A 19,990-nucleotide genomic window follows, 5' to 3' on the forward strand; every position below is an offset into this window, starting at 1 on the left:
ACATTGACGACAGAGTCTTGGGTGTTTTGGATAATATGACGGACAACGGCAGAACCGATAAAGCCCGCGCCGCCGGTAACAAGGATTTTTTTCATAAGTTTCAGAGGATAGTCAAAATAATATAAACGGATTATAGCAGACAGAAAGTGTGTTTTTCAGATAAAGAGGCCGTCTGAAAACATCTCTTTCAGACGGCCTGTATCAGGTCAACTTAATCGTCGTAGCCATTTGGATTGTTGCTGACCCAACGCCATGAGTCTTCCATCATCTGCGCCAAATCGCGTTTGGTTTCCCAACCGGTCTGCGCTTTGGTGTAGGCGGGATCGGCGTAGAAACAGGCCAAATCGCCATCACGACGCGGTTTGATTTGGAACGGAATGGTCAAACCGGAGGCTGCCTCAAAGGCACGGATGATTTCCAATACCGAATAAGCACGTCCCGAACCCAAATTAAACAGGTGTACACCCGAAACATCGCTTTTCGCCTGCATTGCCGCCACATGGCCTTCCGCCAAATCCATCACATGGATATAGTCGCGCATACCCGTACCGTCTGGGGTAGGATAGTCATCGCCGAAAACCGACAATTGCGGCAGCTTGCCTGAAGCCACTTGGCAGATATAAGGCAGCAGATTGTTTGGGATACCGTTTGGCTGCTCGCCGATCAAACCGCTTTCATGTGCACCGATAGGGTTGAAATAGCGCAACAAAATCACGCTCCAACGCGGATCGGCCTTTTGGATATCCGTCAAAATGCGCTCCACCATAGACTTAGACGTGCCGTAAGGGCTGGTCGTATCCCCCGGTTGCATATCTTCCGTATAAGGTACTTTACCCGGATCGCCGTAAACCGTAGCAGATGAGCTGAACGCAATCTTAAATACGCCGGCACGCGCCATTTCTTCAGCCAAAACCAAACTGCCCGACACATTGTTGTCATAGTATTTCATTGGTTTGGCCACGCTTTCACCGACTGCCTTCAAGCCGGCAAAATGGATGACAGCATCAATATCGTGTTCCGCAAAGATTTGACGCAACACTTCACGATTACGGATATCCCCTTGGTAAAAAGGCACAGACTTGCCGGTAATCTTTTCCAAGCGCGGGAGGATGTTGGCAGACGAATTGCACAAATTGTCCAAAATCACGGCATTAAAGCCTGATTTCAACAGGGAAACAACGGTATGAGAACCGATAAAACCGGTACCGCCGGTGATAAGAATAGTCATTGGTTTTCCTTAATTAAAATTGTGTTTGGAAGTCGTGAAATCGGTTGGCTGAAAATACAAACACGCTTTCAGATGGCCTGGTGTAAGTGTTGTCAAAGAGGGATTGCTTTATTTGGATATTGTATATTTAGTTACCTGAAAAGTAAAAAAATATGGGATAATCACAGTGTTATGCACAGAGTGCAAAGCGTTATCATTTCAATTTTAATAAAAGGATCTTACCATGTCAGTATCTAACGAAGTTTTGGCGTTGATTTCACAAGTTGCACAAAAACAAGTGTCAGCAAATGAAGAATTGTTGTCTACAGGACTTATTGATTCTGTGAGCGCAATGGATTTGGTTATGGCCATCAAACAAAAATTTGATGTTGATTTGCCGTTTGAGCAACTGGTTGATATTTTGGCAAACTCAGCCAATATCATTCAATATGTTGAAAATAATTACAAAGGCTAAATCATGAAACAATTAAATGAATTCCAAAATCTTGATGATTTTTTGGAATACCGTTTCAGCCAAACTTCGGGAAAAGCGTTAGTTAATGATACTCAAGAATGTTCTTGGGAAGAGTTGCGCGTAAAAATAGCCGCATTTATCGAGGCTTACAAAAGCATAGCAGATATTACCAAAAACATTCCTCTGGTGTTGCACGGCCATAAAGAAATTGATTTTGCAGTGGCAATTTATGCCTGCTTATTAAACAAAATCCCTTTTATTCCGGTGGATAGTATTTATCCTGAAAGCCGTCTGAACAATATCTGCCAACTGTCGAAAGCACGCTTTGTATACCGTTCGGCAACGCAAACTTTTGAAAAGCAGACTGACGAAGAAGTAGAGCTGGCTGAAAAAGATTTGGCTTACATCATGTTTACTTCAGGAACAACCGGCGCACCTAAGGGTGTGCAAATCGGTCGTGAAGCCGTGTTTAACCTGATGAAATGGATGAAAGAGCAGCTTAATTTAGCCGCACCTAATGTATTCATGAATCAGGCTCCGTTTGCGTTTGATTTGTCAATGTACGAAATCTTTGGCAACTTGGCTTACGGCGGTTGCATTGTCATGAACAGTCGTGATGCTATTTCTAATCCTGCCACCTGGATTGATTTTTTGGCCAAACAACAAATTACTACCTGGGTTTCCACGCCTTCTTTTGCCATGCAGCAGCTGCTTAACCCTAAATGTAGTCAAGCTACTTTACCGAGTTTGAAAGAATTTTTGTTCTGCGGCGAAAAACTTGGCAAACCAGTAGTAAATATGATTTTTCAAAAATTTCCCGGTGTCCGTGTTATCAATACCTATGGTCCGACTGAAGCTACTGTAGCAACAACTTACGTTGATATTACACCTGATATGCTGGCGGCAGAAGAAGAGTTGCCTGTAGGCGTTGCCGTGCTTAATTCCAAATTAGAGATTGTTGACGAAGAGATTTGGATTAGCGGTAACCATGTGATGCGTGGCTATCTGAACAACGAAACTGAAAATGCCAAACGCTTGGTAGTACACAGTGCAGATAACCGTACTTATAAAACAGGTGACTACGGTTTTGAAAAAAATGGATTGTTCTATGTACAAGGCCGTAAAGACGAGCAGATTAAGCTCAATGGCTACCGTATCGAACTTTCAGAAATTGAAGAAAAAATTCTTAACCTTAAAGAATTTGCCTTTGATACTGTGGCAGTAGTAGCTTTGAAGCGCAACACAGGCGCAGTATTGCGTTTGGTGTGTTTCTATACAGCCAAGCAAAGTGCAGATACTCAGGCGATCAAAGACGCATTAGTACAAAATTTACCGTCTTACATGATGCCGTCTGAATTTATTCACATTGATGAAATTCCAGTCAGCACCAACCACAAAACCGACAAAAAAGCATTGTTGGAAAAATATCAGCAGGGTTTATAAAATGGATTTATATCAAATTCAGCAAAACATCTTACGAAAAGCCAAGATTGATCCTCAAAAGGTTAACGCTTGGATTTATAACAATCAAAGTATAGTGTTTGATTTTCTGTTGAACGACTATTTTGTCAGCGTCAGTTATACGGCAGTAGGACAAACCTTTAACTTTATTGAGCGTAATAAGAGCAAAATTTCTAAGATTTCCGGCTTCCATAAATTTCTGAAATATATTTCAGAAATTTATGGAAGTTACCCACAATCGGTTAATCAAGAAAAGACAGTATTGTCTTTTAAATTTGCTGAAGCCGATTGGGCAAAAATCGAGGATAAATTTAGTGAGATTTTAGAAGTTACTTCCATTTATCTTGGCAGCGAACTGTGCTACATCCTGAATGTTGAAAAAAATAAAGGCATTAATTTAGCTGAGTACTTGGATAAGCCGGAAGTTGAATACATTGGTGTTAAAGGCGACAGTAATGAGTTTTTCCTAAGCTATGCTCGGAATCATGGTCTAAGTGATTATGTTTATGAGCTAAATAATAGAGGCTTTTTAGCTGTCGAACACAAAATGGGTGTAAGTGTGTTCCGTCGCGTGAACAAGCACAGTTATAAAGATCTTTTGGCTTATTTCCCAGACTCTTTCCATGAGTTGGAAAATGTCATTTATACTGTTGAAGCACCGAAAGTATTGAGTGCCAACAAGAAAAACCTATTGGTGTTGTTCTCTTATACCAATAAGAGCAATGAGAATATGGTTGACCGTTATTATAGCCACCCATTTCCATTTATCAGCAACAGCATCATGCCAAATACTTATATCATCCGTATGGCTGATGTATCAGACGCGTTTGGCAGTCACGGTTTGAATACAAAGTTTGATGAAAATATCGAAGACAATATCCAGCGTTTCATTAAGAGCCTGATGAATATTTATGGCGTAGATAAGAAAAACGTAGTCATTTGCGGCGCATCATCAGGCGGTACAGGGGCGGTATATCACGGCTTAATTGGTGGGTACAAAACCTTTGCAATCGACCCATTTTTGGGCAACCATAAATACTATGGTGGCAAAGATCCATTGTATCTGCACTCTATCCGTACGCCGATTTTGGAGACTTTCAAAAAGCTACCGGATGTAATTGATCATAACCTTGAAAATCAAGTGGTCATTTCATCGGCTAAAGTATCAGAGTTTTATCCGGATATTAAAGAGCTGAAAGAAGCATTGCCTACAGTTGTATTATGTGAATTCGACTTTGAAAAAATTCAAAAGCACATAGATTTTTCAGGCAACACAGTATTCTTGTCCAATACCATTATCAATAATTTGCTGTTGGACATCCATATTACTGATTCGGACATTAATCTGAATTAAAATATGAAGTAGATATATGGTAGCTTGATTAGTGTATTAACAGTAAAGGCCGTCTGAAAACATAAAAGTTTTCAGACGGCCTTTTTTAAGATAAGACAGAAATTACTCTAAACAAGCCAATTGTTTTTTCAGACACTCAGCCTGTAATGCCTTGTCACCTTTAGCTTCGGCTATTTCAGCTGCCAGTTTCCAATATGCTGCTGTGTCTTGTAGAGAGAGACTGTCAAAATAACGTTGTGCTGCCTGATGGTTTTTCAGACGGCATAAAGCAGTTGTATAAAGATACATCGTTTCCGGTGAGGTTTGTGCAAAATCAGCCAATATTTTGGTGACAGACTCCCAATCTTGGTTTTGGGCAAGTTTTTCAGCTTCATACAAGGCCAAAGACGGATTCTCAGGATATTTTTGGCGCAGTTGGGCCAATAGATATCCTTCGCCGTCAGTGTTGCCGGTAGCGTACATTTTTTTCAGATAATCGATTGTTAAATCTTCAGGAATTAAGAGCAGATTTTCTTCAAAGGCACGGTTAAGCTGGGTAAATAGTTTTTCAGAATCACCGCGTAATTTTGCCAGTCTTGCAATCGCGATACGGCAACTTGGATCATTCTGAGTATGGTTTTCAAAAGCAACCAAAAACTGATGCGCGCCTTGTAAGTTACCAAGTTTCATGCAGAGGTAAGAAGCCAATAGCTCGGGTTTGAGATAGCCTTTTTCGCGATCATCCAAGCCATCAATATACGTTTTCAGTAAAGCCAATGCTACAAAATAATTCTGCTCCGATAGCTTTTGTGCTACGGCTAACAAAGGTTGATATGAGTCGGATAAGTCTGTACCTATCCGGGCAAACAGTTTTTCAGACGGCCTTTTTGCTTGATGAAACGAGGCTGCAAGCAATGCGACAAGTAAATCATTTTGCGTTCCTATATGCTTGTTTTCAGCAAAAAATTCCGCCCCTTTAACGGCATTACCAATATATAAGTCCATTTTCGCATGCCAGTAACCTGCGGTATCGGGATAATCAGGTAACAGGTTTTGCAAAGTGTCAAACTGGTTGCTTTCAAATAAAGCGTTCAGATAGCGATGGCGATAATCAGCTGTTTCTTCCGCATTCAGACGGCCTGTATCAAGCAGAGTTTGGATACGGGTTGCTGCCAAGTCCCATGCATGAAGTTTCTCAGCTTGGGTAATCATATTCTGAATAATAGGCAGATTATCTGTAGTGTCAGGTTGGTCAAGTGCTGTAATAGACTGATAGACACGCTCACAATTATTCGAATCCCTAAATTGGAATGTTTTGTCGATACGTTTTTGATATAAATCAGGTACTTTAGCTTGATTGTTTACTAGATCTTTTAATGCTGCCAGAAGTTCTGTTTCATTATAAGCAACTGCACCAAAACCATCTCGGTTATAGTCAAAATAACCTTTTTGATAGGTGTGATTTCCACTGGAGAATACTTCATCATAATCGAATTGATAATACAAAATAGCTTTATTTAAGTAGGCTACATCAAATGCAACAGATGAATAGTCTGTAATCAAGATGCTAGTATTTTGGAAGACGGATTGGATGTTACCTTCTGAATAGCTATAGATCTTAATAAAGTCAGGTACAGTGAACTCATCCATGTATTCCTGAATACTTGGATGTGGTGCAAAGACGATTTGATAACCTTGATCATTCAGTTCTTTTAATATGGCATGATTCATGAAACCATGCCAATGTCTGGCATAGTTAGTTTTCATGAAATCAGGGTTTCTTGTTCGTTCTGTACCTGAAATATATGTGCCTACAATGGAGCTACGCCATGTTGGCATAATTAAAATCTGCTTAGATTCGGTATTGTTATTGATAAGTAAACGGTCATAACGAGGGAAGCCTGTCAGTTTAACTTCTTTTTTACCAAATTTATAAGCAGTCGTATTGTCCACAATAGAATGGTATTCTGGATTTGTCGCTGTAACGAAACAAGCAATTTTTTTGGTATTTAACCAACCTGATAAATCATCTTTCGTAATGCCATGTTGTAAAAAGACGTAGTCTTTATCTAATAGGGAATTATCTTTGAAATAATGTGTGATATATCCATCAACATGACTACTGATGATTTTTGCGCAGTCTTTTAATTTACTCTCAAATGCAGATGAGCCAAATTCAAGCAAATTAAACCCATCTTGTTCGAGCCTTTTCCAATCAGAGGAGGTTTTTTTCAGGGCAAAATAAATATCTTGTTCTGGATGATTTTCACTAATATAACGATATAAGTGTTCTGCATTATCATCGGCCTGATTGTCCCTATCCATTAAAATCCAGTCATTCGATTTAACCGTGGATTTTTGTTTGAATGAAGTGAATACTGCTTCGATTGGTAGTTTGTCAAATTGTTTTCCTGAGAATGTTAATTTGGCTCTTTTACCGGCTAAAAAAAGTTCTAAATCGCCCATGTCGTGACAAGGAAGCCATGTGCGGTATTCTTTAGTGTATAAACTGCCTAGAAAGTCATAGACAACTTCTTTTTGGTATTTAGGGAATATTTCCTTACCATTGATTACCCATTGTTCAACAATTGGAAAATTTGAAAAATATTTCACCAAAATCTGTTTCTTTTTCAAATCAAAATCTTCAATATAAGCAATTTGGCTTTTAGGTGCTGTATTTTTAAATAAACCGAGCAGAGCTACTTTTTGGAAAAACCATGTCCCTGCTAAATTAAAGCGAAGAATCGTTGCTTCATCAATATATGAAAACATTTCATGTAATAAGGCAACGAAATGTTTTTTTTGCTCTTCACTTAGGTGTGACAATGCTGCAGGTTTATTTACGATACGACCAAAATACCAGATGATATGGTATAGGACGATTCTTTGAATATGCTCAGGGACTTTTCCAAATTTCATTTTGGCTGTTTTCAAAATTTCAATACAGCCTTTTTCAATTACCCTAGAAAATAGTAATGGATTGTTCCATGCTCCATCTAACGTGGACGAACCATCAGAACGTTTTCGATAAAAATAACTGATTTTTGACAGAAAAGCAGCATTAGTTGAGGCATCAGTATTTAGAATATAATCGGTAACAAATTTTGCATCTTCAAAGCTAGGTTTCATTGCCTCATCAAAATAAATATGTGCATTACGGATATTATCAATTTTGAAAAAAGCAGTACTTGCAGATAATTGTAGGTGATCTTTTAGATTAGATAATGGAAGGATAATATCCCCTTTAGCAAAACGATATTTTAAGGGGTGTGTATCTTTCACCATGTCTTTATCTTCAAAGTAGAATACTAATGGGCAACCTACTATGCTAATGTTGGCATTATTACTTAAGAAGTTATCTGTCTTGTAGAAGTAATCAGAAGAAACAAAGTCATCTGGATCTATGAATGTTACCCATTCGGTTTCAACATGTTGTAAACCCAGATTGCGTGCCGAGGCCTGGCCGCCATTTTCTTTGTAAAAATAATGGATATTTTGGGGAAACTTGGCTTGCCATCGTTTGATGATTTCTGCCGAATGGTCGGTTGACCCATCATCTACTAGAATGATTTGAATGTATTTTTTGAAATTCAAGCTTTGTTTGACGATGCTGTCAAAGTATTCATCAAGGTATTTTTCGACGTTATAAACGGCTGAAACGATTGTAAATTGATTATTACCTTCGTATTTTAAGGGAAGGTATTTTTTGAGTTTCATTACGCGTTTGGCGTACATGTCGCGGAAAAAGAGTTTAGGGTCTCGTAAGAGCTTCCGAAATTTTTTATTGTTCATTTTTTTTAACCTTTTATTTTTATTTGGTTTTGAAGTAATTTTCCAGCATTTGAATCAGTTTGTCCTGGTAGTTTTCAATCTGTTGCTGGCTGTGAAAATCGTTGGCACAAAAAGAGTGTGGCTGCCGCCCATTTTTTTTATTTTCCAAGAGCTTGATATATTGGGCAGGCGCTTTGTTGGAGCGGATATTAAAATAATAACATATTTCATTACCTACTGTAGATTTCCTGTTTAAAAACATCAGCCAAGGTACGAGGAAGGTGGCAAGGTTGAGATCGTGGTTAGAACGGAAACGGTTGGATAAAAAGGCTTCAATCTCAGTACGGTAGTGTTGCCAAGCAAATTGAAAGCTGCTTTTATGCAGTGGAATATAGGTGTGTACTAACGGACGGTCGATGTGGCAGTCGTAGTGCTGTTGTAATAGTGTGATGCAGTTTTTTGAGGCGGAAAGAGTGGGTGTGTCGGTTCCTCTTTCGGACATTTGTTTTAGGCTTTTGTCTGCAATAAAAAGTGAAGCAATCCCGTTGGCGTGAAAAAAATGTTCCTTCGGTAATGGTCGGGCAACAAATACATCATCGTTAAAATAGATGAAGTGTTCATTTAGATTAGGAATGTTGTGCAAGTGTGCTTCGATTACATGCGAATTGAAGGTGGGCAGGTATTGCGGGTCAATGATTTGACTGTGATCTATTATGCTGACATTGGGATAGTCGGCAGGATTGAGCCAGTCGGGGCGTTGGTTGTCGGTAATGATGTAGATATGGTTGACCCACGACAGGAAGGTGCGCACGCTGTGAAGTGAATAGTAAAGTTCGTTGTGGTTGCTGAAACGGGCTTCGTCATTATTGTGGAGTGCGTTTTGTTCGGCAGTAGGGCTATGTTGGCGCCGACGTTTCTGCCATTTGGGATCTTGGTTATTTACCCATGTGAAAACGACATCAACTTTAATAGGGGGAAGGTCGATACTATTTTCAATTTCGGCTAAATACAGGCTGTTGTCGATAATGACCGGTTCGTCAGACTCTGTTGTACGCTGTTCGGCGTTTCGGACAGGGTATCTTTTGTTGAGATAGTCGCGGAAGAATACACCTGGTTGTCGAATCAGTTTTTTAAGTTTTCTCATGACGGTATTCGCTGTAATGTGATGTCTTTTGATGCTTATGTCAGGTTTTCAGACGGCCTAATATTTCATCAGGTGTTATAATGGCTGTGCGTAATTAAAAGTATAGTGAGATTTAATCAATGTTGAAAGCAGAATGTCTTACCCGCAGGGGCATGTTATTGTTGTGTGTCAGTCTGTTGGCTGCATGCTCTTCTCTTCCTACTTCCGGCCCAAGTACACGAAATGTTGTTGCTTTGGGGCAACAGTCGGCTACAGCCGAAGTGCCAGAGGTGGAGTTGATTGATGTGAATGGTGCGGTAGCTCAGTCGCTATATCAAGCGCAAGTTAATCAGTCATTTGCTCAGTTGGGCGATGGTACATCATCAATAGGGGCTATCAATATAGGTGATGTGCTGGACATTACGATTTGGGAAGCTCCTCCGGCTGTGTTGTTCGGCGGAGCTTTGTCGTCTACCGGTTCGGGTAATGCGCAGCAAACGAAGCTGCCTGAACAGATGGTCAGCTCTGCAGGTACGATTTCTGTGCCGTTTATTGGCGATGTGTCTGTCCTTGGTAAAACACCGGTTCAGGTGCAAAACATTATTAAAGGCCGTCTGAAAAAAATGGCAAACCAGCCGCAGGTAATGGTGCGCATGGTGCAAAACAATGCGGCGAATGTATCGGTTATCCGCGCGGGTAACAGTGTGCGTATGCCTTTGACGGCTGCAGGCGAGCGTGTGTTGGATGCGGTGGCTGCCGTGGGCGGTTCGACTGCGAATGTTCAGGATACGAACGTACAGCTGACACGTGGCAATGTTGTCAGAACGATTGCTTTGGAAGACTTGGTGGCGCATCCGCGTCAAAATATTTTGTTGCGCCGCGGTGATGTAGTCACAATGATTACTAATCCAAGCACGTTTACGTCTATGGGTGCGGTCGGTCATACGCAGCAGATTGGTTTCTCTGTGAAGGGCTTATCTTTGGCTGAGGCTGTGGGACGTATGGGCGGTCTGCAGGATTATAGTGCAGATGCGCGCGGCGTATTTGTATTCCGTTATGCGCCTTTGTCCGAGCTGCCTCCTGAGAAACAATCTAAATGGGTTGAAAAGGGTTATGGCGATCGTGCGGAGATTCCTGTGGTCTACCGTTTGAACCTGGCAGATGCGAATTCTATGTTTTGGATGCAGCGTTTCCCTGTGAAGGATAAGGACGTGGTGTACGTATCGAATGCACCGATGGCCGAAGTACGCAAGTTCTTGTCATTTGTGTTCTCGCCTGTGGTTAGCGGTGCGAACAGTATTAATAATTTAGTGAACTGATGGGGAAAATAATGTCTGAGCAAGTTTCTGCAAATGTGGATGTGAAACCGGAACAACCGGCTCCCGAAAAGAAAAAGGCCAAAAAGTCTTGGTTGCGTAAGATTAATCCGTTGCTTTGGGTAACGGTTATCGTGCCGACTTTGTGTTCCGGTGTGTATTACGGACTATTTGCTTCTGATCAGTTCACATCCCAGTCCAGCTTTGTGGTGCGTTCTCCTAAAAGCCAATCGTCTTTGAACGGCTTGGGCGCTATTTTGCAGGGGTCTGGTTTCTCTCGTGCGCAAGACGATATTTATACCGTGCAGGAATATATGCAGTCGCGTTCGGCTTTGGACGCGTTGCGTAAGAAAATGCCCGTTCGTGATTTTTATGAAAAAGAAGGCGACATTTTCAGCCGTTTTAATGGTTTTGGCCTGCGTGGCGAGGATGAAGCGTTTTATCAATACTACCGCGATAAGGTATCCATCCATTTTGACTCTGTCTCAGGCATTTCTAATTTGAGCGTTACATCTTTCAATGCCGGTGAATCTCAAAAGATCAATGATGCTTTGCTCAAACAGGGTGAGGTATTGATCAACCAGCTGAACGAACGTGCGCGTCAGGATACGATTCGTTATGCTCAGGAAGTGGTCAATTCGGCTGAAGAGAAAGTTAAAGAAGCTTCGGCTCAATTGACAAAATTCCGTGTGTCCAACGGTATTTTTGACTTGAAGGCGCAATCCGATGTGCAAATGGGTTTGGTATCCAAATTGCAGGACGAGTTGATTGTCATTCAAACTCAGCTTGACCAGGTAAAAGCCGTTACGCCTGAAAACCCGCAAATTCCAGGTTTGATTGCGCGTGAAAAGAGCTTGCGTAAAGAAATCTCGCAACAAATGAAAGCGATTTCCGGCGGTGGCGAGGGTTCGTTGTCCAATCAGGCGGCGGAATATCAGCGCGTGTATTTGGAAAACGAATTGGCTGAGAAACAATTGGCTGCAGCGATGACTTCTTTGGAAAGTGCGAAAGCGGAAGCAGATCGTCAGCAATTGTATTTGGAAGTGATTTCCCAGCCGAACAAACCTGACTTGGCGCATGAACCAAACCGTCTGTACAACATTGTGGCAACGTTTGTCATCGGTTTGATTGTCTATGGCATTGCCGTGTTGCTGTCTGCAAGTATCCGTGAGCATAAAAACTGATGAAAGAGCTACATAAAACATCGTTTTTGGAGTCGCTGCTTATCCAAAAAAGGGTAATCGGCGCGCTCTTAATGCGTGAAATTATTACTCGCTACGGTCGTAATAACATTGGTTTTTTGTGGTTATTTGTCGAACCTTTGCTGCTGACTTTGGTTATGGTGTTGATGTGGAAGTTTTTCCGCATGCACAACGTGTCGGCTTTGAATATCGTGGCTTTCACGCTGACAGGCTATCCGATGATGATGATGTGGCGTAATGCCTCTAATCGCGCCATCGGTTCGATTGCGGCCAACACAAGCCTGCTGTATCACCGAAATGTACGTGTTTTAGATACCATTTTTGCGCGTATGTTGTTGGAGATTGCCGGTGCCACCATTGCGCAGGTTGTGATTATGGCTGCATTGGTCGTCATCGGCTGGATTGATGTACCGGCAGATATTTTCTATATGTTGTTGGCTTGGCTTTTGATGGCAATGTTTGCCGTTGGATTGGGGCTGGTCATCTGTTCGGTGGCGTTTCACTTTGAGCCGTTTGGCAAAGTTTGGAGTACCATCAGTTTTGTGATGATGCCTTTGTCCGGCGTGTTTTTCTTCGTACACAACCTGCCTCAGCAGTTGCAACACTATGTGCTGATGCTTCCGATGGTGCATGGTACAGAAATGTTCCGTGCCGGATATTTTGGTAACAGCGTTACGACTTACGAAAATCCTTGGTATATTTTGTTGTGTAATTTAGTTTTGCTGCTGCTTGGTTTGGCGATGGTGGCGAGATTCAGCAAAGGGGTTGAGCCGCAATGATTTCAGTTGAACACGTTTCCAAACGCTATCTGACCCGCCAAGGTTGGCGGACAGTCTTGCACGATATCAACTTCAAAATGGAGAAGGGCGAGAAAATCGGTATTCTCGGCCGCAACGGTGCAGGTAAATCGACGCTCATCCGTTTGATCAGTGGCGTTGAGCCGCCGACCACGGGTGAAATCAAGCGGACGATGAGTATTTCTTGGCCTTTGGCATTCTCCGGTGCGTTTCAAGGCAGCCTGACCGGTATGGACAATTTGCGTTTCATCTGCCGGATTTACAATGTCGATATCGATTATGTGAAGAACTTTACCGAAGAGTTTTCCGAGCTAGGGCAATATCTTTACGAGCCGGTTAAGCGTTATTCTTCAGGTATGAAGGCGCGTTTGGCATTTGCTTTGTCGTTGGCGGTAGAGTTTGATTGCTATCTGATTGACGAAGTGATTGCGGTTGGCGACTCGCGCTTTGCCGATAAATGTAAGTACGAGTTGTTTGAAAAGCGCAAAGACCGTTCCATCATTTTGGTGTCGCACAGCCACAGCGCCATGAAGCAATATTGCGATAATGCGATGGTGCTGGAAAAAGGGCATATGCACCAGTTTGAAGATATGGACAAAGCCTACGAATATTATAATTCGCTGCCTTAAAGCGATTGTTTTTTAAATCAGGCCGTCTGAAATTTCAGACGGCCTGTCCGTTGGAATTCTATTGATGAACATTACTCAAATCCTCTCCCAAGAACTCTCCGCCACTGCCGCGCAAATCAATGCTGCGATTGAGCTTTTAGATGATGGCGCAACCGTACCTTTTATCGCGCGTTACCGTAAAGAAGCTACAGGCGGGCTAGATGATACGCAGCTGCGCCAGCTTGCCGAGCGGTTGCAATATCTGCGCGAATTGGAAGAGCGCAAAACCGTTGTTTTAAAAAGCATTGAAGAGCAAGGCAAGCTTTCAGACGACCTCAGGGCGCAAATTGAAGCCGTCGACAACAAAACCGCGCTGGAAGACCTGTATCTGCCCTACAAACCCAAACGCCGCACCAAAGCGCAAATCGCACGCGAACACGGTTTGCAGCCGCTGGCGGACGTGTTGCTTGCTGAGCAGCCGCAGGATGTTGAAGCCGCCGCACAGGACTACCTGAACGAAAACGTCCCTGACGTAAAAGCCGCGTTGGACGGCGCGCGCGCGATTCTGATGGAGCAGTTTGCCGAAGACGCAGAACTCATCGGCACGCTGCGCGATAAGTTGTGGAACGAAGCCGAAATCCACGCGCAAGTCGTTGAAGGCAAAGAAACCGAAGGCGAAAAATTCAGTGATTATTTCAACCACCGCGAACCCGTCCGCACCATGCCCAGCCACCGCGCGCTGGCGGTTTTGCGCGGCCGCAACGAAGGCATTTTGAACATCGCGCTCAAATACCAGCCCGACGACACGCCGATTACGCAGCGAAGCGAATACGAGCAAATCATCGCCCGCCGTTTCAAGGTTTCAGACGGCCACAAATGGCTGCGTGATACCGTGCGCCTGACTTGGCGCGCAAAAATCTTTTTGTCGTTGGAACTTGAAGCCCTAGGCCGTCTGAAAGAAGCCGCCGACACCGACGCGATTACCGTGTTCGCCCGCAATCTCAAAGACTTGCTGCTCGCCGCGCCCGCCGGACGGCTGACCACGCTGGGTCTCGACCCCGGCTACCGCAACGGCGTGAAATGCGCCGTAGTGGACGACACGGGCAAGCTGTTGGATACCGTCATCGTCTATTTGCATCAAGAAAACAATATGTTGGCAACGTTGTCGCGCCTGATTAAACAACACGGCGTGAAACTTATCGCCATCGGCAACGGCACCGCCAGCCGCGAAACCGACAAAATCGCGGGCGAACTGGTGGGCGGAATGCCGGAAATGGGGCTGCACAAAATCGTCGTTTCCGAAGCCGGCGCGTCGATTTATTCCGCGTCCGAACTGGCGGCGCGCGAGTTCCCCGACTTGGACGTTTCCCTGCGCGGCGCGGTGTCCATCGCCCGCAGGCTGCAAGACCCGCTCGCCGAGTTGGTCAAAATCGACCCCAAATCCATCGGCGTGGGGCAGTATCAGCACGACGTGAACCAAAGCCAGCTCGCCAAATCGCTGGACGCGGTGGTCGAAGACTGCGTGAACGCCGTCGGCGTGGACGTGAACACCGCCTCCGCCCCGCTCTTGGCGCGAATTTCCGGCTTAAATCAAACCCTTGCCCAAAACATCGTCGCCTACCGCGATGAAAACGGCGCGTTCGACAGCCGCAAAAAATTGCTGAAAGTACCGCGTTTGGGCGAAAAAACCTTCGAGCAGGCGGCAGGCTTTTTGCGGATTAACGGTGGCAAAGAGCCGTTGGACGCGAGCGCCGTCCACCCCGAAGCCTATCCTGTTGTCGCCAAAATGCTGGCGCAACAAGGCATTACCGCCGCCGAACTCATCGGCAACCGCGAGCGCGTGAAGCAAATCAAAGCCTCCGACTTCACCGACGAACGCTTCGGCCTGCCGACCATTCTGGACATCCTGTCCGAGCTTGAAAAACCCGGTCGCGACCCGCGCGGCGAGTTTCAGACGGCCTCATTCGCCGAAGGCATCCACGAAATCAGCGACTTGCAAGTCGGCATGATACTTGAAGGCGTGGTCTCCAACGTCGCCAACTTCGGCGCGTTCGTGGATATCGGCGTCCATCAAGACGGTTTGGTGCACATCTCCGCCCTGTCCAATAAATTTGTTCAAGACCCGCGCGAAGTCGTGAAAGCCGGAGATGTGGTGAAAGTGAAAGTGCTGGAAGTCGATGCTGCGCGTAAACGCATTGCACTCACCATGCGTTTGGATGACGAACCGGGCGGCACAGTCAAAGGCAACAGGCCGTCTGAAACCCGACATCAAGAACGCCGCGACCGCAAACCCCAACGCAACGACCGCGCCCCAACCAATTCGGCAATGGCGGATGCGTTTGCGAAGTTGAAGCGGTAAGGTAGAAAACCAATTGAAGGCCGTCTGAAAAGTGATGTTCAGACGGCCTTTATCGTATGAGGCGAATTAGATAATTAGTGGAATGGATATACTGATGCGCCCATTGAATGTTAACGATACATTTTGTAGTAGGCACATGCAAACAAGCGTATAGTTCCAAATATCACAAACCCATCATCACAACCTTAGGAGTTCAAACCATGAAACCTGTTTTGTTTGCCGTGCTGATTTCCTGTTTCTCCGTTGCTGCGTATGCAGCCTGTACCGACAGCCAGCAGCAGTGCGTGATTTATAAAAACGGCAATGTTGCGACAGAAGGCGGCTGTACGGTCAGTAAGTGCCAAAGTGCCGATGCGCAAGTGTTGAAATGGAAGCTGAAAAACGGCAAAGGCGTAACCGTGGAAATCGGAAAAAACGGTAAGGTTTTGGTGAACAAGAAACCGGGTGCGAAAGCGAACAACAGTAATGCGTCAGGCATGGGTTTGACATGCTATGCCGCCGATGCGGACAAACGCGAACAGTTCTGCTCGACCAATTATTGATTGGATTGTTGCTTTGATTAAAGGCCGTCTGAAAAGTGTTTCAGACGGCCTTGATGTTTATCTTTCCGATATTTTTTCATTGAGAAAGTCGATAAAGCTGCGTACTTTCGCACTGAGAAATGCCCTGTCGACATAGGTGGCGTTCAGTTGGTCTGTCCAGATGGTGTAATCGGGCAGAAGTTGGATCAATGTACCATCCTTCAATTCCTGCTGAACTGCCCAAAGGGGCTGATAGCCTATGCCTGCGCCTGCTTTAATCAGCTCGCGTATCATCAGTGTGTTGTCGCTGCGGATAACCGGGGAGAGATGGAGAATGGCTTTTTCTCCGGTAATGCGGTGGGTAATCTCCCAGTTTTGTTGACTGGTATAGGAAGGCAGGATGGCTTGATGCTGCATGACGGCTTCGGGCGTATCGGGTGTGCCGTGTCGGGCCAGATAGTCGGGAGCGGCAAGCAGGACGAACTCGATTTTGGCCAGCGGTTTGACGATCAGCGAAGGGGAGGGGGTTTTGGAAACGCGTAAGGCGAGGTCGAAACCTTCGGCAATGAGGTCGATATGGCGGTTGTCGAGGACGAGGTCAAGCGTGACTTTGGGATAACGCTGGCGGTATTCTGCTAGCCATGCGCTCATATTGCCACCTGCAAACCATAGGGGCATGGTAACGCGCAACATACCTTGCGGCGTGTCGGTACCGCCTGCCGCTTTTTGGGCAGCGGTGTCCAAGGTATCCAGCGCGTAGCTGCACTGGCGGTAGTATTCTTCGCCTGCTTCGGTCAGATGAAGGTTGCGGCTGTTGCGGTGTAAGAGCTTGGCTTGAATGGTGTTTTCCAGATGGCTGACGTGTTTGCTGGCCATGGCGGTGGAGATATCGAGCTGATCGGCGGCACGGGTAAAGCTGCCGCTTTGAACAACTTGGCGGAAAACTTTTAGGCTAAATAGGGTATCCATTATTTCTTATTAGGAAACGTTGTATCAATAATTCGAGTATATATCTCTTACTGGGAATTATCTATACTGCACTTATTGAAATTGCTCCATACCTCTTCAGGTAGCCATTAAAATAAGGATTATTAAGATGTCAGCCCTCAAATCATTCCAACCTGTTGTATTGTCTGTCTTGCGTATTGTTGCGGCGTATCTGTTTTTGCTGCATGGTACGGCCAAGTTTTTCAGTTTTCCGATGTCTATGGGCGGTGCGCCCGAAGGCTTGATGCTGGTGGCCGGTGTTTTGGAAATTGTCGGTGGTATCTTATTGATATTGGGCCTGTTTACGCGTCCGGCCGCGTTTGTTTTGTCCGGTCAGATGGCAGCCGCCTACTTTATGGCCCACGCGTCTTCTGGTAATGTTTTGTTCCCATTGGCCAACCATGGCGAATCTGCCGTTTTGTTCTGCTTCGTGTTCCTGTATCTGGCAGTAGTCGGTGGCGGAGCGTGGGCTTTGGATAACGCTTTTGGTAAAGATAAAGATTAATTTAAGGAAAAGATCATGACTTATTCTGTTTTGCAACAAGCTGCTGAAACCCGTCGTTCTATCTATGCATTGAGCAACACCCTGCCTCTGTCCAATGAGGAAGTAACCAAAATCATCGAACACGCCGTTTTGCATACGCCGTCTTCTTTCAATTCGCAATCTGCCCGAGTGGTCGTATTGTTTGGCGAAGAACATGCCAAAGTGTGGCATTTTGTTGAAGAAGCTTTGCGTGCAATTGTTCCTGCCGAGCAGTTTGAAGCCACTGCGCAAAAACTGAACTTGTTTAAAGCAGGCGCGGCGACAGTTTTGTTCTTTGAAGATCAAGATGTTGTCAAAGGCTTGCAAGAGCAGTTCCCATCTTATGCGGCCAACTTCCCGATCTGGGCGGATCAGGCAAATGCCATGGTTCAATATGCTGTGTGGACAACATTGGCGGCTGCCGGTATCGGCGCCAATCTACAACACTACAATCCACTGCCTGATGCGGCCATTGCCAAAGAATGGAACTTGCCGGAAAGCTGGTTGTTGCGTGCGCAAATGGTGATTGGCGGTATCGCGGCTTCAGCCGGTGAAAAAGCCTTCCAACCAATCGAAGGCCGTCTGAAAGTATTTGGCGCATAAGTGAAATGATGTGTTAAACAAAGGGCGCGATGTTTGCGCCCTTTTTGAAATAACAAAATTAAAAAGGCCGTCTGAAAACAGTTTCAGACGGCCTTTTATCTATGCCATAAAATCAACCGCGGCGCCAAGTCGTACCGCCGGCGTTGTCTTCCAGAATGATTTTGTGTTCGTTCAGAAGGTCGCGGATACGGTCGGATTCCGCCCAGTTTTTATCCGCACGTGCCTGTTTGCGGCGGGCGATCAAATCGTCGATTTCCTCGTTGGACAGGCCGTCTGAAACCGCGCCGCCTTGCAGAAACTCGGTCGGATCACGTTGCAGCAGGCCGATGATGCCACCCAAAGCTTTCAGGCAGCCGGCGAGGTGCGCATCATTGGTTTTGTTCACTTCGCCTGCCAGCTCAAACAACACGGCAACCGCTTCGACCGTACCGAAATCGTCGTTCATGGCGGCGTAGAAGCGGCGGGTGTAGTCATTGGCGTTTTCAGATAAATCAAACTCAGCCGCTGGTGTGTTTTTCAACGTGGTGTACAGACGGGTCAGCGCGCCTTTTGCGTCGTCTAAATGCGCGTCGGAGTAGTTCAACGGGCTGCGGTAGTGGGCGCGCAGGATGAAGAAACGCACGACTTCGGGATCGTATTGTTTCAACACTTCGCGGATGGTGAAGAAGTTGCCCAGCGATTTGGACATTTTTTCGCCGTCCACGCGGATAAAGCCGTTGTGCAGCCAGTATTTGACGTGGCTGGAGATGCTTCGACCGTGGTGGGTTTGCGCGTGGTCGTGGCCGCAGGTATGTCCTGTCGCGCCGACACTTTGGGCGATTTCGTTTTCGTGGTGCGGGAACTGCAAGTCCGCACCGCCGCCGTGGATATCGAAAGTATCGCCGAACAGGTTTTCACTCATGGCAGAGCATTCAATATGCCAACCCGGACGGCCGTTACCCCAAGGGCTTTCCCATGCAGGTTCGCCTGCTTTGGCCGCTTTCCACAATACAAAATCAAGCGGATCGCGTTTGAAACCGTCCACTTCCACACGTTCGCCTGCGCGCAGGTCATCCAGCGATTTGCCCGATAATTGGCCGTAAGCGGAAAACTCTCGCACGGCGTAATAAACGTCGCCATTTGCGGCAGGATATGCCTTGCCGTTTTGAATCAAGGTTTCAATCATGGCAATCATTTGCGGGATATTTTCCGTTGCCTTTGGCTCGATGTCGGGACGCAACACACCCAAAGCATCTGCATCTTCATGCATGGCCTGAATGAAACGCGCGGTCAGCTCGCCGATGGTTTCGCCGTTTTCAGCCGCACGGGCAATGATTTTGTCGTCGATGTCGGTAATATTGCGCACATAAGTGAGCGGATAACCGCACTTGCGCAGCCAGCGGGCAATCATGTCGAACACAACCATCACACGGGCATGGCCTAAGTGGCAATAGTCGTAAACGGTCATGCCGCAAACGTACATACGCACGTTTTTAGGGTCGATGGGGGCAAAGGGTTCTTTTTGACGGGTAAGGGTGTTGTAGATGGTGGTCATGGAATTTTCAAAATTTGTATAAACTGGGGTAAATTATTTGGATTTTTTGTGCAAGCAAAATTCAAATACGTTTCGTTCTGGGCCATTATTAGTTGCATGTGCTTTTTTAACTATATAAGGCTGATGCTCATCTAATGTAAATTCACCGATGTATCGGACATGAGCATTTA

General features: G+C 45.3%; 17 protein-coding genes. 11 read left to right on the forward strand and 6 right to left on the reverse strand.

Annotated features, from left to right (window positions below):
* Window positions 1-95, reverse strand: a 95-nt coding sequence (locus ACTHUE_RS01930) for an NAD-dependent epimerase/dehydratase family protein (protein ID WP_440423009.1), incomplete at its 3' end; no start/stop codon positions are given.
* Window positions 96-211: 116 nt separating this feature from the next.
* Window positions 212-1,228 carry a UDP-glucose 4-epimerase GalE gene (galE, locus tag ACTHUE_RS01935; protein ID WP_004519079.1) on the reverse strand — a complete coding sequence of 339 codons (1,017 nt, stop codon included), beginning with the start codon at window positions 1,226-1,228 and terminating at the stop codon, window positions 212-214.
* Window positions 1,229-1,451: 223 nt separating this feature from the next.
* Here galE and ACTHUE_RS01940 point away from each other — a divergent pair, with 223 nt between their 5' ends.
* Genes ACTHUE_RS01940 through ACTHUE_RS01950 form a run of 3 tightly spaced genes read left to right on the forward strand, consistent with a single transcriptional unit; the run spans window position 1,452 to window position 4,497 of the window.
* Entirely contained in the window at window positions 1,452-1,682 is a 231-nt protein-coding gene (locus tag ACTHUE_RS01940) for an acyl carrier protein (RefSeq protein ID WP_003747973.1), read from the forward strand.
* A gap of 3 nt (window positions 1,683-1,685) precedes the next feature.
* A complete protein-coding gene (locus tag ACTHUE_RS01945) occupies window positions 1,686-3,125 on the forward strand; it encodes an AMP-binding protein (protein ID WP_150540576.1) in 1,440 nt (479 codons plus the stop codon).
* 1 nt (window position 3,126) lies between these two features.
* Window positions 3,127-4,497, forward strand: a complete 1,371-nt coding sequence (locus tag ACTHUE_RS01950; protein ID WP_150540577.1) for an XcbB/CpsF family capsular polysaccharide biosynthesis protein — start codon at window positions 3,127-3,129, stop codon at window positions 4,495-4,497.
* A 102-nt stretch (window positions 4,498-4,599) separates the two neighbouring features.
* Here ACTHUE_RS01950 and ACTHUE_RS01955 read toward each other — a convergent pair whose 3' ends face one another.
* Together ACTHUE_RS01955 and ACTHUE_RS01960 are read right to left on the reverse strand one after the other, a co-directional pair.
* Window positions 4,600-8,193: a CDP-glycerol glycerophosphotransferase family protein gene (locus tag ACTHUE_RS01955; protein ID WP_224783381.1), complete on the reverse strand. Its 3,594-nt coding sequence runs from the start codon at window positions 8,191-8,193 to the stop codon at window positions 4,600-4,602.
* A gap of 94 nt (window positions 8,194-8,287) precedes the next feature.
* A complete protein-coding gene (locus tag ACTHUE_RS01960; RefSeq protein ID WP_049335791.1) occupies window positions 8,288-9,391 on the reverse strand; it encodes a stealth family protein in 1,104 nt (367 codons plus the stop codon).
* A 119-nt stretch (window positions 9,392-9,510) separates the two neighbouring features.
* Between ACTHUE_RS01960 and ACTHUE_RS01965 the strand changes: the two genes are divergently transcribed.
* The 6 genes from ACTHUE_RS01965 (at window position 9,511) to ACTHUE_RS01990 (ending at window position 16,194) form a co-directional block, all read left to right on the forward strand.
* Window positions 9,511-10,689 carry a polysaccharide biosynthesis/export family protein gene (locus tag ACTHUE_RS01965; RefSeq protein WP_049335793.1) on the forward strand — a complete coding sequence of 393 codons (1,179 nt, stop codon included), beginning with the start codon at window positions 9,511-9,513 and terminating at the stop codon, window positions 10,687-10,689.
* Between the two features lie 11 nt (window positions 10,690-10,700).
* Window positions 10,701-11,870 (forward strand): capsule biosynthesis protein, encoded by a 1,170-nt coding sequence (locus ACTHUE_RS01970; RefSeq protein WP_036492193.1) that lies wholly within the window; start codon window positions 10,701-10,703, stop codon window positions 11,868-11,870.
* Window positions 11,870-12,667, forward strand: coding sequence for an ABC transporter permease (locus ACTHUE_RS01975; protein WP_004519071.1), 798 nt, complete (start codon window positions 11,870-11,872; stop codon window positions 12,665-12,667). Before ACTHUE_RS01970 ends, ACTHUE_RS01975 begins: the two co-directional genes overlap by 1 nt.
* Window positions 12,664-13,314, forward strand: a complete 651-nt coding sequence (locus ACTHUE_RS01980) for an ABC transporter ATP-binding protein (RefSeq protein ID WP_036492188.1) — start codon at window positions 12,664-12,666, stop codon at window positions 13,312-13,314. Before ACTHUE_RS01975 ends, ACTHUE_RS01980 begins: the two co-directional genes overlap by 4 nt.
* A gap of 64 nt (window positions 13,315-13,378) precedes the next feature.
* Entirely contained in the window at window positions 13,379-15,652 is a 2,274-nt protein-coding gene (locus ACTHUE_RS01985; RefSeq protein ID WP_049335794.1) for a Tex family protein, read from the forward strand.
* Between the two features lie 200 nt (window positions 15,653-15,852).
* Entirely contained in the window at window positions 15,853-16,194 is a 342-nt protein-coding gene (locus ACTHUE_RS01990; protein ID WP_049335795.1) for a hypothetical protein, read from the forward strand.
* 57 nt (window positions 16,195-16,251) lie between these two features.
* Here the strand turns inward: ACTHUE_RS01990 and ACTHUE_RS01995 are convergent, their stop codons facing one another.
* Entirely contained in the window at window positions 16,252-17,142 is an 891-nt protein-coding gene (locus ACTHUE_RS01995; RefSeq protein ID WP_049335797.1) for a LysR family transcriptional regulator, read from the reverse strand.
* Window positions 17,143-17,269: 127 nt separating this feature from the next.
* On the opposite strand from ACTHUE_RS01995, the gene ACTHUE_RS02000 reads away from it, so the two are divergent.
* Window positions 17,270-17,665 carry a DoxX family protein gene (locus tag ACTHUE_RS02000; RefSeq protein ID WP_049335799.1) on the forward strand — a complete coding sequence of 132 codons (396 nt, stop codon included), beginning with the start codon at window positions 17,270-17,272 and terminating at the stop codon, window positions 17,663-17,665.
* Window positions 17,666-17,680: 15 nt separating this feature from the next.
* The gene (locus tag ACTHUE_RS02005; protein WP_049335801.1) at window positions 17,681-18,286 is read left to right on the forward strand and encodes a nitroreductase family protein; all 606 of its coding nucleotides are present in this window, start codon (window positions 17,681-17,683) and stop codon (window positions 18,284-18,286) included.
* Between the two features lie 112 nt (window positions 18,287-18,398).
* Here the strand turns inward: ACTHUE_RS02005 and cysS are convergent, their stop codons facing one another.
* Window positions 18,399-19,820, reverse strand: coding sequence for a cysteine--tRNA ligase (gene cysS / locus ACTHUE_RS02010; RefSeq protein WP_070624952.1), 1,422 nt, complete (start codon window positions 19,818-19,820; stop codon window positions 18,399-18,401).
* Window positions 19,821-19,990 lie beyond the last annotated feature (170 nt).

Source organism: Neisseria sp. P0021.S005, from assembly GCF_051956955.1.